This is a genomic window from Achromobacter sp. SLBN-14 (assembly GCF_006715415.1).
Classification (GTDB): domain Bacteria; phylum Pseudomonadota; class Gammaproteobacteria; order Burkholderiales; family Burkholderiaceae_B; genus Achromobacter; species Achromobacter mucicolens.
Genome location: NZ_VFNE01000001.1, coordinates 3007773 through 3024663, shown reverse-complemented (window position 1 = coordinate 3024663; position 16891 = coordinate 3007773). Strand labels below are relative to the sequence as shown.

Annotated in this window: 14 protein-coding genes; 5 read left to right on the top strand and 9 right to left on the bottom strand. The window is 65.2% G+C overall.

The features are described 5' to 3' along the window. Positions 1–202 precede the first annotated feature (202 nt). On the top strand, positions 203–1387 hold the full coding sequence (locus tag FBY20_RS13900; protein WP_218895224.1) for a S1 family peptidase: 1185 nt from the start codon (positions 203–205) through the stop codon (positions 1385–1387). A 75-nt stretch (positions 1388–1462) separates the two neighbouring features. Beyond that, positions 1463–1759, top strand: a complete 297-nt coding sequence (locus tag FBY20_RS13895; RefSeq protein ID WP_142052805.1) for a hypothetical protein — start codon at positions 1463–1465, stop codon at positions 1757–1759. Positions 1760–1787: 28 nt separating this feature from the next. Here FBY20_RS13895 and FBY20_RS13890 read toward each other — a convergent pair whose 3' ends face one another. The 3 genes from FBY20_RS13890 to FBY20_RS13880 form a co-directional block, all read right to left on the bottom strand. After that, positions 1788–2477 (bottom strand): 4-carboxy-4-hydroxy-2-oxoadipate aldolase/oxaloacetate decarboxylase, encoded by a 690-nt coding sequence (locus tag FBY20_RS13890; RefSeq protein ID WP_056324815.1) that lies wholly within the window; start codon positions 2475–2477, stop codon positions 1788–1790. Further along, positions 2474–3193, bottom strand: a complete 720-nt coding sequence (locus tag FBY20_RS13885) for a PIG-L deacetylase family protein (protein WP_062841221.1) — start codon at positions 3191–3193, stop codon at positions 2474–2476. Before FBY20_RS13885 ends, FBY20_RS13890 begins: the two co-directional genes overlap by 4 nt. Positions 3194–3259: 66 nt before the next feature. Continuing rightward, positions 3260–4264 carry a tripartite tricarboxylate transporter substrate binding protein gene (locus tag FBY20_RS13880; RefSeq protein WP_142052802.1) on the bottom strand — a complete coding sequence of 335 codons (1005 nt, stop codon included), beginning with the start codon at positions 4262–4264 and terminating at the stop codon, positions 3260–3262. Between the two features lie 110 nt (positions 4265–4374). Between FBY20_RS13880 and FBY20_RS13875 the strand changes: the two genes are divergently transcribed. Both FBY20_RS13875 and FBY20_RS13870 read left to right on the top strand, forming a co-directional pair. After that, complete coding sequence (locus FBY20_RS13875; RefSeq protein ID WP_056324810.1) at positions 4375–5268, top strand: LysR family transcriptional regulator; 894 nt, start codon at positions 4375–4377, stop codon at positions 5266–5268. 117 nt (positions 5269–5385) lie between these two features. Next, positions 5386–6231 (top strand): DMT family transporter, encoded by an 846-nt coding sequence (locus tag FBY20_RS13870; RefSeq protein ID WP_142052799.1) that lies wholly within the window; start codon positions 5386–5388, stop codon positions 6229–6231. 85 nt (positions 6232–6316) lie between these two features. Here FBY20_RS13870 and FBY20_RS13865 read toward each other — a convergent pair whose 3' ends face one another. The 4 genes from FBY20_RS13865 to FBY20_RS13850 all read right to left on the bottom strand — a co-directional run bounded on the left by FBY20_RS13865 (position 6317) and on the right by FBY20_RS13850 (position 13373). Further along, on the bottom strand, positions 6317–9901 hold the full coding sequence (locus FBY20_RS13865) for an autotransporter outer membrane beta-barrel domain-containing protein (protein ID WP_142052796.1): 3585 nt from the start codon (positions 9899–9901) through the stop codon (positions 6317–6319). Positions 9902–10209: 308 nt separating this feature from the next. Next, positions 10210–10755, bottom strand: a complete 546-nt coding sequence (locus FBY20_RS13860) for a GAF domain-containing protein (RefSeq protein WP_056324802.1) — start codon at positions 10753–10755, stop codon at positions 10210–10212. Beyond that, positions 10752–12107: an MFS transporter gene (locus FBY20_RS13855; protein WP_056324799.1), complete on the bottom strand. Its 1356-nt coding sequence runs from the start codon at positions 12105–12107 to the stop codon at positions 10752–10754. The genes FBY20_RS13860 and FBY20_RS13855 overlap by 4 nt, the downstream gene beginning before the upstream one ends. Positions 12108–12143: 36 nt before the next feature. Beyond that, positions 12144–13373: an amidohydrolase family protein gene (locus tag FBY20_RS13850; RefSeq protein ID WP_062841225.1), complete on the bottom strand. Its 1230-nt coding sequence runs from the start codon at positions 13371–13373 to the stop codon at positions 12144–12146. 176 nt (positions 13374–13549) lie between these two features. Between FBY20_RS13850 and FBY20_RS13845 the strand changes: the two genes are divergently transcribed. Next, positions 13550–14536 (top strand): LysR substrate-binding domain-containing protein, encoded by a 987-nt coding sequence (locus FBY20_RS13845; RefSeq protein ID WP_142052793.1) that lies wholly within the window; start codon positions 13550–13552, stop codon positions 14534–14536. 42 nt (positions 14537–14578) lie between these two features. On the opposite strand, the gene FBY20_RS13840 is transcribed toward FBY20_RS13845, so the two are convergent. Together FBY20_RS13840 and FBY20_RS13835 are read right to left on the bottom strand one after the other, a co-directional pair. Further along, positions 14579–15781 (bottom strand): pyridoxal phosphate-dependent aminotransferase, encoded by a 1203-nt coding sequence (locus FBY20_RS13840; protein WP_142052790.1) that lies wholly within the window; start codon positions 15779–15781, stop codon positions 14579–14581. Between the two features lie 60 nt (positions 15782–15841). Next, on the bottom strand, positions 15842–16816 hold the full coding sequence (locus FBY20_RS13835; protein WP_142052787.1) for a D-2-hydroxyacid dehydrogenase: 975 nt from the start codon (positions 16814–16816) through the stop codon (positions 15842–15844). Positions 16817–16891: the final 75 nt, after the last annotated feature.

Here is a 16891-nt window from a genome sequence, read left to right as displayed (position 1 = left end):
AGCCCCTCCCCGACATTTCTCTCCAGCCCCGATCCGCCCGCCGCCAACTGCCAGGTGCGCTCGCCGCAAGGCGCGCCCGCGGGCTGGGGCTGCCTTTGTCCGGCCAGACCGGCCATCCATCACAAGGAGCCATCGACAAACCATTTAGTGGCAATCACACGGTTCTAGCTAACGCTTACCCAATCAGTTGGAGGACACTGTCATGTCAGGAAAGAACAACAACACCCCACGGGTGGACAACCCGGGCGAAGAAGACCAAGGCGGGCCGGCCAACGGCAAGTCCGCTTCCGGGGCGCCCGAGAACCCGGACTCTGACGCCGCCGGACTCGAAGCGCTGGGCCAAGAGGCGGAACAACAAGCCGTATTTGCCGAAGCGGGCGTATCCAATGATCTGCTGGCGCTGCGGGACGCGATCGAGGCGCAGTTGCTGACCGCGTCCGGCGAATTCCGGACGCTTTCGGATGCTGGCTCTTCCGAAGGCATCGTCGGGGTCGGCATAGGATTGCCGGACCCCACCAATGTCACATTCGGACCGGGCGGGCCCGGTGAGCCCGTGCTGACGATCTTCACCGAGAGCGCGATGCCGCAGGAGGCGGTGCTTGGCCAGGTGGCGCAGGCGGCAGGTACACGCGCCCTATCGAGTGTGCCGGTGCAGCAGGTGCCGGTGGGCGTGGTGGACGCGTATTCGCATCGCGCTCGGCATCGGCCCGCGCCTGCGGGCGTGTCGGTCGGTCACGTCAACGTCACGGCAGGTACGCTCGGAAGCCGGGCGATCGGGCTGACGGCGCCGTGGACCAATCGCCATCTGATCCTCAGCAACAACCACGTGCTGGCAAACTCCAACGTCGCCAGCGTGAACGACAGCATCATCCAGCCGGGCACGGCGGACGGTGGCCGGCATCCGGGCGATCAGATTGCCGTGCTGGCACGCTGGGTTCCCATTGCATTTGGCGGCGCGGCGAATTTCGTGGACGCCGCATTCGGCTGGGCGTGGCACGAGCGTATCCGCGGTGATCAATATTATTTATCGGGGGGCAGCGCCGCGTATTACAAAACCGGCACGGCGCCGCTTGCCGCGTCGCTGGGGCTGATCGTCGGCAAAAGCGGCCGTACCACGGGTCTGACTCAGGGCCGCGTGACACAGATTGGCGTGTCGGTTAACGTCAATTATGGCGGCGGCCGCGTCGCGCTGTTCCGTAATCAGATTGCCATTCAGTCCGTCAACGCCAACCCGTTCTCCGCGGGCGGCGATTCCGGTTCGCTGATCTGGCACTGGGCATCCGGAGTGCGACCCGTCGCTTTGCTGTTTGCGGGCGGCGGCGGCACGACGTTTGCCAATCCGATTGCGTCCGTGCTGTCCGCACTGAACATCAGGCTATTGCCCTGATTGACGTTCCGGCCGCCCTGCCCAACCAGGGCGGCCGCTTATCAAGCCATATCCGAAGCACGAGGAGTTGGAGCCATGAGCGACACACGAAAACCCGGACCCGACTTCTCCGGCGCAGGCGCCGTCGAATACAACCCGGATAAAACGCAGCCGGCCGGCGCCGCTGGTCAGACACTCGCCAGCGAGGAAGCAAGGCTGCTTGCCACGCCGGGCGTCGTCTCGGTGGGCGTCACCACGGGGCGCCCCGGCGAAGAAGCGCTTGCCGTGGGCGTGACGGACGCCAACGTCGCGGCGCGCCTGCCCCGCGAAATCAATGGCGTCCCGTTGGTGATTACCGTAACCGGACCGGTGGACGCGCAAGGGCAGCGCTAACGCCCACCCGGTAAGCAGCGCCGGCGTTTCAGCCCCCCGGGGTGCGCTCCACGTAAACCAGCCCCGCAGCCGCCAGCTTTTCGCGCATGCCGTAGATATCCAGCCCTAGTTCCCCGGCGGCCAGCCGCTTGCGCTTGTCTGCCTCGTTGCGCAGGCGCGCGTCGCAGGCATCGGCCACTTGCGCCGCCTGCGCACGCGGCACGATGCACACGCCGTCATCGTCGGCGATGACGACATCCCCGGGTTGCACCAGCGCCCCAGCGCACACGACCGGCACATTCACCGATCCCGGCGTTGCCTTGACCGTGCCCTTGGCCGATACGCACTTGGACCACACCGGAAACTGCATGTCCTTCAACGCGGCGACATCGCGGCAGCCCGCGTCGATCACCAGTCCTTGCACGCCCCGGGCACGCATGGAAGTGGCCAGAAGCTCTCCGAACATGCCGTCTTCATTGGACGACGCGCAGGCCACCACGACGATATCGCCAGGCCGGCAGAGTTCGATGGCGACGTGCAGCATCCAGTTGTCGCCCGGCTGCGCCAGCACCGTGATCGCGCTGCCCGCGATGGATGCGCCAGCGTAGATGGGCCGCAGCGTGGGCTGCAACAGGCCGGTGCGTTGCTGCGCTTCGTGCGCGGTGGCGACGCCTGCCGACGCCAAGCGTGCGATGACCGTGCTGTCCGCCCGCTCGATGTTCCTGACCGCGAGGCTCATGCCAACTCTCCAGTGACCTGCGGGAACACGCGCTGGTAGCCCTCGGCGTATTTAATCTTCAGGTTCGAGTTGCGCGACGCCTGCACGCCGCGTTGCAGGGCGACGCGGGTGTAGTACTCCCACAGGTGCTCCTGCGCGGCCATGGTCTCGAAAGCGCGGCGCTTCTGGTCCCAGACCTCGGAGATATCCAGCAGCACTTCGGGCTTCCATTCGCACTGTTCGGGCTGATGCGGCTCAAAGAGGAATACTGGCGGTGCGCCCAGCACCGCTTGCTCCGGATGATGCCCATGCGCCTGGGCGATCACGCGCGCTTCCTGCGCGACGTGCGTCGCTAGCGGGTGGTCGAAGTTGTACGGGTCTTTCTGGGAATGCGTCAGCACGAACTCGGGCTGCAATTCGCGGTAGACGTCCACCAGCTCGAACAGCGCCTCGTCCGATACGCGCAAGGGATAGTCGCCGCAGTCCATGAAGCGGATGTCGGCGCCCAGGATGCCGGCGGCCAAGCGCGCCTCGTCGCGGCGGTCGGCCTTGACCCGCTCCAGCGTCATGCCGGGCTGCTTCCACAGCTTGGCCGATTCGCCGCGTTCGCCAAACGACAGGCACACCACGGTGATTTTCCAGCCGCGCTTGGCGTACAGCGCGATGGCGCCACCCGCGCGCCACACAAAGTCCGCGGAGTGCGCGCTGACAACCAGCGCGTTCTTTTGCCGTTCCATTTCAGTTCCTTTATGCAGTGTGTCGCCCGCGGACTGCGCCGCGGCCCCGGGCTGGCGCAAAGGCCATCAATCGGCCTTGATGCCCGCGTCCTTGATGACCTTGGTCCATTTGGTGGTTTCAGCCGCCACGAATTCGCCAAACTGCTTGTCCGAGCCGGGCGTGACCACCGCGCCCATCTCGGCAAAGCGCTTTTTCACGTCGGGGTCATTGAGCGCGGATTGCAGCGCGGCGTTGAGCTTTGCGGTGACGTCGGGCGGCAGATCCTTCGGGCCGATGAGTCCCCACCACACGGTGGCCATCGCGCCCGGCAGGCCTTGCGACACCACGGTGGGCACATCGGGCAGCATGCTCGCCGGCTCGTCGTCCAGCACGGCCAGCGCGCGCAGCTTGCCCGCCTTGACGTGTGAGACGACTTCCAGCGGATTGATCGACATGAAGGAGATCCGCTGCCCCAATAGATCCGTGACCGCGGGCGAGCCGCCCTTGTACGGCACGTGCAGCGCCTTCATGCCGCTCTCGCGCTTGAGCAGTTCGCTGGCCAGATGGCCCGAGCTGCCATTGCCGGCCGATGCGTAAGTCAGCTTGTCAGGGTGCGCGCGGCCGTATTCGGTCAGATCCTTCAAGGTCTTGAACGACGATTCGACGGGCACCACCACCGCCAGCGGCGCGTAACCGATCGCGCCCACCGGCGTGAAGTCGCGCGCGGGGTCAAAGGTCAGCTTGGAGAACAGCGCGCCGTTGGCGGCCAGCGTGTTCGATGCGGTCAGCAGCGTGTAGCCGTCCGCCGGGGCGCGCGCCACCGCGTCCATGCCGATGTTCGTCGCCGCGCCGGGGCGGTTGTCGACGATGATCGTCTGCTTCCGCGCGTCGCCCATTTTCTGGCTGACCAGGCGGGTGACGATGTCGACGCCGCCACCCGCGGCGTAGGGCACCACGATGCGGATCGGCTTGTCGGGATAGGCGCCCTGGGCGGCTGCCGGCAGCGGCGCCAGCATCGCGGCCATCAGAGCGCTTACTGCTGCGGCGGCGGCAAAGGTGCGGCGGGACCGGGACGGCGCGTAAGCCTTCATGGTTGTCTCCTGTGTCGTTATGCGTGTTGGTATGGGCGCATGATGCGCGCTGTACACTCATACCGTCCAATACCGTTTTCCACGACGATCTATTTGCTTTCTAAATCGATATGGATTTTCGCCAACTGCGTTACTTCGTCGCCGTCGCCGAGGAACTGAGCTTCAGCCAGGCCGCGCGCCGGCTGCATGTCAGCCAGCCGCCGCTCAGCCTGCAGATCAAGGCGCTGGAAGAAGAGCTGGGGTCGCCGCTCTTGACGCGCACAAGCCGCAGCGTGGAACTGACGCAGGCGGGCGCGTTGTTTCTGGATCAGGCGCGCCGCGCGCTGGCGCATCTGGAACGCGCGGGCGAGGTCGTGCGGCAGTCCGCGCTGGGTGAAACCGGCGAGATCCGCGTGGCATTCACGGCGTCTGTGCCGATGTTCGACGCGTTCCCTCGCATCGTGCACGCCTTTCGCACGGATTTTCCGGGCGTGGGTGTGGACCTGAGCCACCAATCCACCGGACAGCAACTGCGCGCGCTGGCGTCCAAGGACATCGACGTGGGCTTTCTGCGTCCGTCCATCCTGTTCGTGCCGCCGCCCAATATCGCGACGCTGCCGCTGTGGACCGACCGGCTGGTGGCCGCGCTGCCCCAATCGCATCCGCTGGCGCGCCGCAACGCGCCGTTGTCGATGACCGACCTGGCGGACGAGTCCTTCATCCTGTTTCCGCGCGGGCTGGGCTGCGGCTTGTTCGACCACGTTGGCGTGCTGGCCAGCCGGGCGGGCTTCGCGCCGCAAGTGGGCCAGGAGGCGCGCGAAGGTGCGACGATCATCGGCCTGGTGGCGGCGGGGATGGGCATCTCGATCTTGCCCGACACCTACATGAAGACGGGCATTCCCGGCGTGGCCTATCGCGAGCTGGACACGCCGGATGCGCAAAGCCAGGTGTTGCTGGCGTATCGTTCGGAGGATGGGTCCGCGCTGGTGCAGCGCTTTCGCGAGGCCGCCCAGGCCGCGCAGTAAAGGAAGCGGCAGCGGTTTGCGGCGGCGCACGTAGAGCCGGCCTCTCGCCAGGCGTACGATAGCCGTAAGCCGTTCCCACTGAAGACTGGTACCCCAAGGCTTGCCGCGTCCTTCGCCATGACCTTCCGCCTCTTCGCGCTCACCCTATTGGCCATGCTGGCCTTTGCCGGCAACTCGCTGCTTTGCCGGGTGGCGCTCAAGCAGACTGCCATTGATCCCACCACCTTCTTCGCCATCCGCATCGTGTCGGGCGCCCTGATGCTGTGCTTCTTGCTGGCGCTTCGCCGGCAGACCGGGCGTGTCGAAGGCACGTGGGCGGGCGCGCTGGCGCTGGTGGGTTATGCGCTCGCCTTCTCGTATGCCTATACGCATGTACCTGCGGGCACGGGTGCGCTGCTGCTTTTCGGGGCGATCCAGATCAGCATGATTCTGTATGGCCTCCTGGCCGGGGAACGGTTGGCGGCGATGCAATGGGCAGGCACGGCGCTGGCGGTTGCCGGACTCGTCGCGTTGATGTGGCCCAGCGCCAATGCGCCACCGGTGTTTTACGGATTGCTGATGATCCTGTCCGGGGTGGCATGGAGCATCTATTCGCTGTTGGGCCGAGGCGCAAAGAACCCGGCCGCCGCGACGGCGGGAAATTTCATTCGGGCAGCGCCCGTCGCGGCGGCGCTGCTACTTGCGCAAATGGCCGCCTCCCATGTTCGGTTCGATACCGCCGGCGCGGCCTATGCGGTGGCCTCTGGCGCGGTGACCTCGGGGCTGGGCTACATCCTTTGGTACGCCGCGCTCAAGCAGTTGACCGTGACGCGCGCCGCCACCGTACAGCTCAGCGTGCCTGTGCTGGCGGCGCTGGGCGGGACGGTGTTCCTGGAGGAACCGATGACCGCGTTGCTGATCGCGGCATCGGCCTTGGTGTTGACCGGCGTGTCGCTGGTGATCTTCAACAAGCGCGCAGCGTGAATCGCCGGGGTGCCTGACGTGGGAGCGCAGACAGCCCCGGCTGGCAAAGGCCGCCCGCATGGCGCGCGGCCTGCGCGGCTTGTGGTTACCAGCGATACCCGACGTTCAGCATGCCGCCGTAGCCCCGCTGACCGCCGTTTCCAGCCTGGCCAAACAGCTCGCCGCTTACCTGCCACGACTCGCGGACATTGCCTGCCACGCCGATTCGCAGTTCCGCGGCGTCGCGCATGGGCGTTGCCTGGAAGGTCGATGCGCCCACGTTGGCTTTCGCGCTGCCCGAGTTGTGCAGCCAATTGGCTTCGACGTAAGGCCGCACCGGGGACGTGGCGGCGTCGTTGCCAAGCGGGTATGCGCGGACACCCACGCGCGAAGTGACTGAACTGGCGGGTGAGTTTTTCAGTGTCATGCTGGGCAGCACAGCGTCCTGGGCGTCGTATCGCGTGTAGGCCAGTTGCGCTTGCGGCACGACGACCATCGCACCCAACGCGGAATCGGCGGCGAAGGGCTTGAACGCGTATCCCGCTTCCACCGACGCCGTCCAGGTGTTCGAACGGTATCGGGCCGAGCCCAGTTCGCTACTGATCTCGTTGGAATAGCGGCCGAACTGCAACCACGAATCGGCGTACGCGCCCAAGCGGGTGGCATCGTCGGCGTAAGCGGTGGCGTAAATGCCCACCGAATACCCGGTGACCTTGCCTCGGGCATCGGCACGCAGCGCCATGCCAGTGCCCGGGTGGATGAGTTGAGACGTGGCGTTCGTGCGCGCCTCGCCCGCGCCGGCCATGACCCCTGCCTTGAGGACGCCCTGCTGACCAAGCCGCGTGCTCACGAGGTCGGCGCCCATCTGCAGCATGGCGGTGTCGGTGTCGATGCTTACCTGACCTTCGTTAAGTTTCATGCCGGTGTGCCGCGCGCTCTCGGTACGCGCCCACACCTGCCGGGACGCACTGGCGGGCGCAGATTGACCTGCCGACGTTTGCGCCACGGTCCGATCCGCCAGGCGATGCACGAACATCCGGGTCGCCGCGACCTGATTGCCAATATGCGCACCGTTTTCCGGTGAGACATTCTGCAGCTTGCCCGGCGCAGAACCGGGCGTGCCGGCGCCACTGCCGGGAGGCGTGTCGGGGCCACTACCCGGCGGAGTTTCAGTGCCGCTGCCAGGAGGCGTCTCGGTGCCGCTGCCGGGAGGCGTCTCGATACCGCTGCCGGGAGGAGTCTCAGTGCCGCTGCCCGGCGGCGTCTCGGTGCCGCTGCCAGGCGGTGTCTCAATGCCGCTGCCCGGAGGCGTCTCAACGCCGCTGCCAGGAGGCGTCTCAATGCCGCTGCCGGGAGGCGTCTCAGTGCCGCTGCCAGGTGGCGTTTCAACGCCACTTCCGGGCGGCGTCTGACCGCCCGGATCCGTGGCGCCGCCTTCTTCCGGCGGCGTCGTCGACGTCAGATACCAATCGGACGCCACGCCGCCCGTGCCGCCCTGAACCAGGAAATAGTCGTAGCCATTCAAACCGAGGCTGATGGTTGAGGGCCGGTAGCCAGTCGAGTTGGCGTCCAGATAAAAAGCATTGCCTGAAATCGTGGCCCCGTTGGTGGCCTGCACGAGCCGGATGCCTTGCGTGGTCAACGCGCCTGCGCCGCCGGCGTTCAAGACATGCAGCCCGGTGGTGCCCGTGACCGCGCCGCCGTCCACGACGAGCCGGTCGGTCAGGGACGTATCGTCGCCCAGCTGGGTATTCATGACCAAGGTGCCGCCGCCGATGTAGTCGGAGACGGTAAGCGTCTTGAATCCGGATTGCGCACCGGGAGACACGAACCGCACGACACCCGCGTTGGTCAAGGTCTTGACGGCTGAATCGCCGCGCACGTTCCAAACGCTGCTGGCGTCTAACTCGACGCTGTCCACCGAACCCTGCCCCGCGCGCACCGCGCCGGTCCACTCAGTGCCGCTGGCCAGGCCAATGTCGACGCGGCCGCTGTCGGCGGTCAACACGTCGCCCGTCATGAGCGCGCCTATGGCGTTCAGGGTGACGCGTTGCGTCTGGTACGGTTGCCCGGGGACGATTCCCGCGCTGGGGGTCGCCTGCGTTCTAAGCAGGATTCCGCTGGCTTCGTCGCCGCCGGCTCGGGCCACCACGGTCGCGTTCTGGACGGTGATGTCGTGGTCTCCGCCCCTGACGAGAAACCCCACCCCATCGTGGGTCTGAAGGTTGCTGCCGCCCGCCAATACGAGCGAGTTGGCGCCCTGCGGCTCGTAGCGCACGCTCTGCACGCCGTTTGCGTTCTGACCGGTCATGATGACTTGCGTGCCGCTCAGCGAAACTGCCGTGTCGCCGGCGCCGATGTTTCCAAGCATCTGCACGCCGATCGAGCCTGTGGATTGCCCGTTCAACTGTGAATTGACAGCGTCGATGCGTGCCTCGTCGGTTGCCCGAAGCGCTGCGCCCGTGATGCCGGACACGTCCACGGTAACGCCGTCCAATGTCACTTGCGTGCCACGATGGTTGGCACTCACGCCTACCCCATTCATGACTTCGGCCAGGATATGCGTTCCCACGGCATCGATCGTTGTTGTCGCCGTGTCATCGGTCGAGTGCGCATACAGGCCGGCCCGTCTTCCGCGCAAGGTCCCGCCTTCAATCTGTACCGCCCCATTGCGGCTTCGGATCGCATACAAGTTCGCACGGATGTCGAGGTTCTGTCCGGTCATCGCATGGTTGTTCATCACCGTGACGCCCTCGTTGAACGCGACGGCTTCGCTGCCGATTGTCACGTTCGTCAAAGACGCCGACGACGCACCGGTTTGCGTCGACTCGTTATACAAAAGAACGCCGAAGTCCACCGAATGCGGACCGGCAACCACCGTATCCGTCATGGTCAGGCTGGAACCATCGATAACGGATATCTGGCCTTCAATGGTGCTTCCTTGAACGGTGACGATGGCATTTTGCGAGATATGCATGGATGCCGCCGTGGCATTTTCCGTGCCGCCCGCCTTGACGTGGCTGTCGGTCAGCAACAGCGTGCCGTCCTGCACCGACAGGTCCGCCCCCGTCGCCACGCCCATGTCATCCACGCTGGACACGATGACGTTGGACAGTTCGACGCGCCCGCCAAACTGGACGCGCACGCCATAGTTGTTGACGCCATTGCGATCAATGCTCTTGATCTCCAGGTCACTTGCCGTGATGACGCCCCCATCGGAGGCGCGGACGGTCCCCTGGAACCCGCCCGATCCCGACACGGTTCCGCCAAGCAGATTGATGCGGCCCGCATCGGTCGCAAGCACGGCCGTTGCCTCCGAGGAGATGAGGGAAATGCCGGCGTGGACAAAACTATCTTCCAGGGACGCGGACAATGCAGGCCCGGCTTGCGTCTGGATCGTGCTGTCCACGATCGTGATCGAGCCACCGTCTTGGGCATGCGCACCTCGGGCGTCTGCCTCCGCGGTCACAGTGATGCCGTTGACGAAGACGCTGTTGCCCAGGTTATTGACGCGGATTGCGTCTCCGGTGTTGACCATGATGCTCGCGCCGGGGAACACCTCCATCGACGTGTTGCCTTCCGGATCATCAATGAGGATAGGCGCTGCCGGGGCCGCCAACACCATCAAGGGAAAGGCCGGGATCGTGGCGGCGAGAATCGCCGCGACAACCGGGGAAAGGGGGAAATGCATTGCAAGCTCCGTAACCCGTGCGCGGCCTCGGAGATGCGAAAAGCCAGATGCCAGCCAAGTGCAGCAACGCCGAACCGCCACGAAAAAAAGCGTCCATTCTCTTGACGTCGCGCAAGCTCGCACATCGAAAGACTTCTAAAGCTCGCTCCCCCTCTTGCAAAAACGCGGTAACACGCAACAATTCAGACCAGTTCCCGCAACAATGTGCAAAACCGGGGCTGTCCCTGTTTCCGGACGAAAAAAGGGCCGCTTTAAAAGCGGCCCGCAAACATCGTCCCGCACAGGGACGGATACTCAAATTACGCGGCTCACACGCTGTCCAACGCGGACCGGTCCACGCTAGCTGCCGCGGACGCCGCGTCCTGCATCGCTTCGATGAACACGGGCGCGCACAACCCAGCCACGACCGCCGCCAGATCCGGATCGATATCGTCATAGGCATGACGCGCGGCCAGCATGTTCAGCGAGCCGATCACCCGCCCCGCGTGCCGCACCGGGATGTTGAACGCCGACTGCAGCCCGCGCTCGATCAGCATCGGCGCTTCGGAGAAAACGGTACGCACGTCGTCCTCGTTGCTGGCGACATACAAGCGCCCTTCTTCCAGTACCAGCCGGGACCACGGGCCGTTGCCGGTGGCCTTGAAGCCGCCGAGCGGACTGATGGTGTCGTCCGACGTGTGCAGACGCTTCATCAGCTTGTGGTCCTGCAAGTACAGCAGCGCCGTGAACAGCTTGTGGCCAAAGCAGTCTTGCAGCAGGTTGGAGATCACGCCCCACTGCGCCTGCCGGTCGCCGGCCAGCGCCAGATCGCGGGCGTGGCCAGCCAACGCGTTGAATGCGGAGGCCTTGGTCATGCGTTGATTTCCTCGAGCACGACGCCACGCGTGTTCTTGCCGTAGAACAGGATGCCCAGGCCGCCGACCAGCAGGATCGCGGTCATCATGGCAAACACGCCGGCAAAGCCCAGAACCGGATATGCCACGCCAACGATGGTGGGCGATGCAATGGAGCCGATGCGGGCAAAGGCGGAGGCCGCGCCCATGCCGGTCGCGCGGATCGACGTGGGATAGATTTCGGCGGTGTAGGTGTATTGACCGGCGATCACACCGTTCATGCCGAAGGACAGCAGCATGCTCAGCATGATGATCTGATGCTCGCCGCTAGCCAGCGCCAGGCCCAGCGCCGACAGGCACGACAGCAGCATGTACGCCAGGATCGTGTACTTGCGGCCGATCTTGTCGTTGAAGTACGCGGCCGAGAAGTAGCCCGGGATCTGCGACAGGTAGATCAGGATCGTGTACGAGAAGCTCTTGGTGATGGTGAAGCCGCGCTCGACGAGCAGGCTGGGGATCCACACCAGGAAGGCGTAGTAGCAGAACAGCACGGTGATCCAGAACACCCACACCAGCGCGGTGGTGCCCAGGTATTGCTTGGAGAACAGCGACGCCAGCTTGGCCATGGCGGTCTGCTGGTCTGCGGGCGAGGACGCAGCCTTGCGCGTGGCGACAGGCGTGGGCAGCGGGCGGCCGGTGCTTTGCTGCACTTCGGCTTCGATGGCTTCGCAGATGCGGTTGGCCTCGGAAGTCTGGCCGGTGTGTTCAAGCCAGCGGGGCGACTCGAACAGCGACTTGCGCCACCACAGCAGGAACACGACCGGCACCGAAGCGATGATCATGATGTAGCGCCAGCCGTCGTCGCTCATCGGGACGATGAAGTAGCCCAGCAGCGCCGACATCACGAAGCCGAACGAGAAAAATCCCGCCAGCGCGCCGGTGAAACGGCCGCGGTACTTGCTGCTGACGAACTCGGCCAGGTACGGCGCGATGATGGCGCCTTCGGCACCCATGCCGATACCGGCGATCATGCGCAGGATGTAGAACTCGTGATAGTTGCGCGCAAAGGCGTTGACGAACGTGGCCACGCAGAACAGCAGCAGCGCCCACATCATGATCTTCTTGCGGCCGTAGCGGTCGCCCAGGATGCCGGAGAACAGTGCGCCGACCAGGAAGCCGACGTACGTGCTGCTGGCGATCCAGCCGATCTGGCCGGTGGTCAGGCCCCACTGCGTGCGCAGCGAGGGGATGATGAAGGCGATGATGCCGGCGTCCAGCGCCTCAAAGGCGAGCCCGAGGCCGCCGATCATCAGCAGCCGGAAATGAAAGCTGCTGAAGGGCAACCGCTCCAGGCGGTCGGATACGGAAAACATGATGGGGAAGTTCCGGAGATAAAAGGAAGGGGACCGTCAGCAGGCGTTCTTGTGCAGCAGGCCGCGGTTCATGATGAGCTTGATCGAATCGGGCTTGGTCAGCAGTTCGATGTCGTCCAGCGGATTGCCATCGATCAGCAGCAGATCGGCGTAGGCGCCTTCGCACACTTCGCCCAAGAGGCCTTCCTGGTTCAGGATCTCGGCGCCGATCAGCGTCGCCTGCTGGATGACCTTGGCATTGCCCAGCACGCGGCTGCGCAGGACCAGTTCGTCGGACTGCATGTAATGGGTCTCGCCCAGCAGGTCGCTGCCGTAGCCCATCTTCACGCCGACTTCGTCCAGGATCTCCAGCGCGGTCAGGCCTTGCGTGCGCACGGTGGCGATCTTCTTGACCGAGTCCAGCGGCAGGCCGTAGCGCTCGCCGTCGTTGGCCAGGCCTTCGTAGGTGATCAGCGTGGGCACCATGTAGGCGCCATGTTCCTTCATGACCTCGGCGGCCTCGCGGTCGACGAGGTTGCCGTGCTCGATGGTGCGCACGCCGCAACGCACGGCGCGCGTGATGGCGCGCGGGGTGTAGGCGTGGGCCATCACGTAGGTGTTGGCGTTATTGGCCTCTTCGACGATGGCGATGAGCTCGGCCTCGGAGAAGCCCAGGTTCTGGATGGGGTCGTTGGGCGAGGCCACGCCGCCGGACGCCATGACCTTGATCTGCGTGGCGCCCTTCAGGATTTCCTCGCGCACGGCCAGGCGGCAGTTGTCCACGCCGTCGACCACGCGGCCGATGTTGCCGATCTTGACCGAGCACGGGCACGGATCGAGCTCGTCGTTGCGCTGGCGGAAATCGCCATGGCCGCCGGTCTGCGACAGGGCCTTGCCCGAGCAGAACAGGCGCGGGCCGTCGATGGTGCCGTCCAGCACCGCCTGCGCCAGCGCCCAGTCCGCGCCACCCGCGTCGCGCACGGAGGTGAAGCCGCGGTCTAGCATGCCCTGCATGATGGGCAGCGCGCGCAGCAGCGCCAGCGCGTTGGGCAGGGACGCGACGCGGCCCAGGTTGAACGACGACGCCACGACGTGCACGTGGCAGTCGATCATGCCGGGCATCAGGGTCATGCCCTTGGCGTCCACCACCTGCGCATCCGCGGCAGCCGGTTCATCGGCGCCAATGCGGGTGATCACGCCATCCTCGACCAGCACGGTCGCGGCGGCTTCAAGGGCCAAGGTTCGGGTATTGAGGATCCTGCAATTCTTGATGACAACCGGCTTCATAAATCGACCACGTAAACAGTTCAAAACGCCGGGAAATCACGGCATGCCGAACTCTACCGGTACAATTCGGGGGTCCGATACCGGGTCTCCCCCTATGCGTTCGACACAAATTTGAACAGCCTTATGAGCATTACTCATACCCCCCTATGAGACGTCGCTGCCCCACCCTTTCTGAGTTGAACGCATTCTCCGCGGCGGCCCGGCACTTGTCATTTTCCAAGGCGGGCAAGGAACTGTTTGTCACGCAAAGCGCCATCAGCCGGCATATCGCCACGCTGGAAAGCTACCTGGGGCATGCGCTGTTCATCCGGGGCACCAACGGGCTGCAGCTCACGCGCATGGGCGCCACCTATCTCAGCCTGATCCGGCCGGCCCTGCATACGCTGGAAAGCGCCACGTCGCAGGTCATGGCGACGCAGCAGTCGGCAAAATCCCTGAACGTATCGGCCGCGCCCACCTTTGCGGCGCAATGGCTGTTTCCGCGATTGAAGACGTTCCGCGAGGTCAACCCGGACATTTCCATCAATTTCGTGCGCTACAGCGTGGCGGATTACAAAAGCACCGAGCTCGATTTCGATGCGTCCATCCAATATGGGTATGGCGATTGGCACGATGGCGACGCCAAATACCTGACGGGCCGTGAAACCCGTCTGGTGTGCTCGCGGGAATATCTGGATCAGCACCCCATCGGCAGCCTTGAAGACATCAAGCAATGCACGCTGCTGCAGCACATCGAGATTCCGCTGTCCTGGGAATATTGGTTCTCGACCTACCTGGGCGATTATGACCGCGCACGGTTCGGCCCGGGCTTCAATCTGTTTTCGATGATTATCCAGGCCGCGTCTTCCGGCTTTGGCGTGGCGCTGATGCCGCATTGCCTGATCGAAAAGGAACTGGCCACCGGGCAACTGGTGGACATTTTCGACCGGACGTTTGAAAGCCCGCTTGGCTATTATCTTTGCGCGCCGAACTGGCGCAGCAACATGGAAAGCTACGAACGGCTAAGCCAGTGGCTGGCGCACGAGTGTTTTCATGGCGGGCACGGCGGCGACGCCGCCATGCCCACTGACGTGCGGCCTGCGTCGGGAAAGCCGGCTGCTGGACGGATGGCGCCCGCGCAGCCCGGTGAGTTCGACTGCCCGTATTGCGGGGCGGCTGGCTAGCCGACGGGCCCTGCCCGCCACAACCGCCCGCCCTAATCGCCTTTATCCCAGCTTCGCGCATGCGCGCTTGATGCGCGCGCAGCCCTCTTCCAACTGTTCCATCGACGCCGCGTACGAGATCCGGAAGAACGGCGACACCCCGTACGCCGCGCCTTGCAGCACCGCCAGGTTCTCCTCGTCCAGCAGGTACATGATGAAGTCCTCGTCGGTCTTCAGTTGCTTGCCGGCGGGCGTGGTCCTGCCCAGCAGCCCCTCGCACGACGGAAACACGTAGAACGCGCCTTCCGGCACATGGCAGTCGATGCCGTCGATGCGGTTCAGGCTGGCCACGATCATGTCGCGGCGTGCCTGGAAGATGCGGGTGCGTTCGGCCATGAAATCCTGCGGGCCCGACAACGCCTCCTGCGCGGCCGCCTGGCTGATCGAAGACGGGTTGGACGTGCTCTGCGACTGCAGCTTGGTCATCGCCTTGATCAGGTCGGCCGGCGCCGCCCCGTAACCGATACGCCAGCCGGTCATCGCATAGGCCTTGGACACGCCGTTGATGGTGAGGGTGCGCGCCTTCAGGTCGGGGGCCACCTGCGCCAGCGTGGCGAACTGCCGGCCGTCGTACAGGATGTGCTCGTAGATGTCGTCAGACATCAACCAGACATGCGGATGGCGCCGCAGCACTTCAGCCAGCGCCAGCAGCTCTTCGCGCGAATAGGCCGCGCCGCTGGGGTTATTGGGACCATTCAGGATCACCCAGCGCGTGCGCGGCGTGATCGCCTTGTCCAGGTCGGCGGGCTGCAGCTTGAATCCCTGCGCGGGCGGGCAGGCCACGAAGACCGGCGTGCCGCCCGCCAGCAGCACGATGTCGGGATACGACACCCAGTACGGCGTGGGCACGATCACCTCGTCGCCCTCTTCGACGGTGGCGAGCAGCGCGTTGAAGATGATCTGCTTGCCGCCGTTGCCGACGATGATTTCGCTGGCAGCGTAGTCCAGGCCATTGTCGCGGCGGAATTTCTCGCGGATGGCGGCCTTGAGCTCGGGCGTGCCGCCGACATCGGTGTACTTGGTGCGCGACTGCGCCATCGCACGCACGACCGCCTGCGTGACGTTGTCGGGCGTATCGAAGTCGGGCTCGCCGGCCGTCAGCGCGACGATGTCTCGGCCGGTGGCGCGCAGTTCACGGGCCCGCTGGCCCGCCATCGAGCTAGGCGAGGGTTTGATGCGCTGGATGCGCGCGGCGGTCTGGATCATGGAAGGTCCTGGAATTGACGGGTTGCAAGCAGGTGGAGTGCGGGGGCAATCAGGCTGGCGTTACTGCCGCCACTGCCGCAGGTAATCAAGAAAGATCCGGTCCACGCGCGTCTCGTTGCCATCCGAATGGCCCGCCGAATGCGGCGTGACAAATGCGTTGGGCAGCGTCCATAGCGGCGATTCGGCATCCAGCGGTTCATGTTCGAACACATCCAGATACGCGCCGGCCAGCGTCTTTGCGCGCAGGGCGTCGATCAGATGGGCTTCCGCCACGATCTCGCCGCGCGCCACGTTGACGAGCCGGGCATGCGGCGCCATGGCGGCGAGCACACGCGCGTCTACCAGCCCGCGTGTGCGATCGCTTAAAGGACAGGCCAACACCAGCCAGTCGGCGCGTCCGGCGATGCTTGCCAGATCCTCGAACGCGTAGGTTTCGATGCCATCGGCGGGCGGCGTGGCCGCGCTGCGCACGGCGATGACGTTCAGGCCCAACATCCGCAGATATCCGGCAAGCGTCTGGCCGATCGGCCCCCATCCCACGATCACGGCGGTCTGCCCGGCCAGCTCGCGCGGCAGCAATCCACCGATCAGTGGCGTCCACGTGCGCGCCCGCTGGGCGTCGAACAGGCGGGGAAACTCGCGGGCCAGCGACAGGATCGCGGCCAGCGCCGTCTGCGCCACCACCTGCGCATTGGCCCCGGACGACGTCGTGACGCGCACGCCGCGGGCCTTCAGTTCGCCAAAGATCGGGCGGTCGGCGCCGGCCGAATGCACGTGCACCCAGGCCAGCTTCGGCGACCGGCGCAGCGTGACGTAGAAAGCCTCCAGGGGTTCCAGGACGCGATGCTTGGTCGACAGGCCCGTCACGTCGCGCGAAATGAATGCGACATCCACATCCGCCGGCTCGTTGCCGTGCGTCTGGGCCGCAATGACGGCCTCGAAGGGGCGCCCGTCCAGGGCCTGGCTGATAGCGTCGCCGATCCGGTCCCGCGTCGATGCGGACATGAGGATGCGCAAGGGTTGTGGTGTGCTCATGTGGGCAATACGCCTGCAGCGCTCATTTCAGTTCGCTCCCTGTTGCGTGCGATGGAGACGGCGCGATGCGCCAGA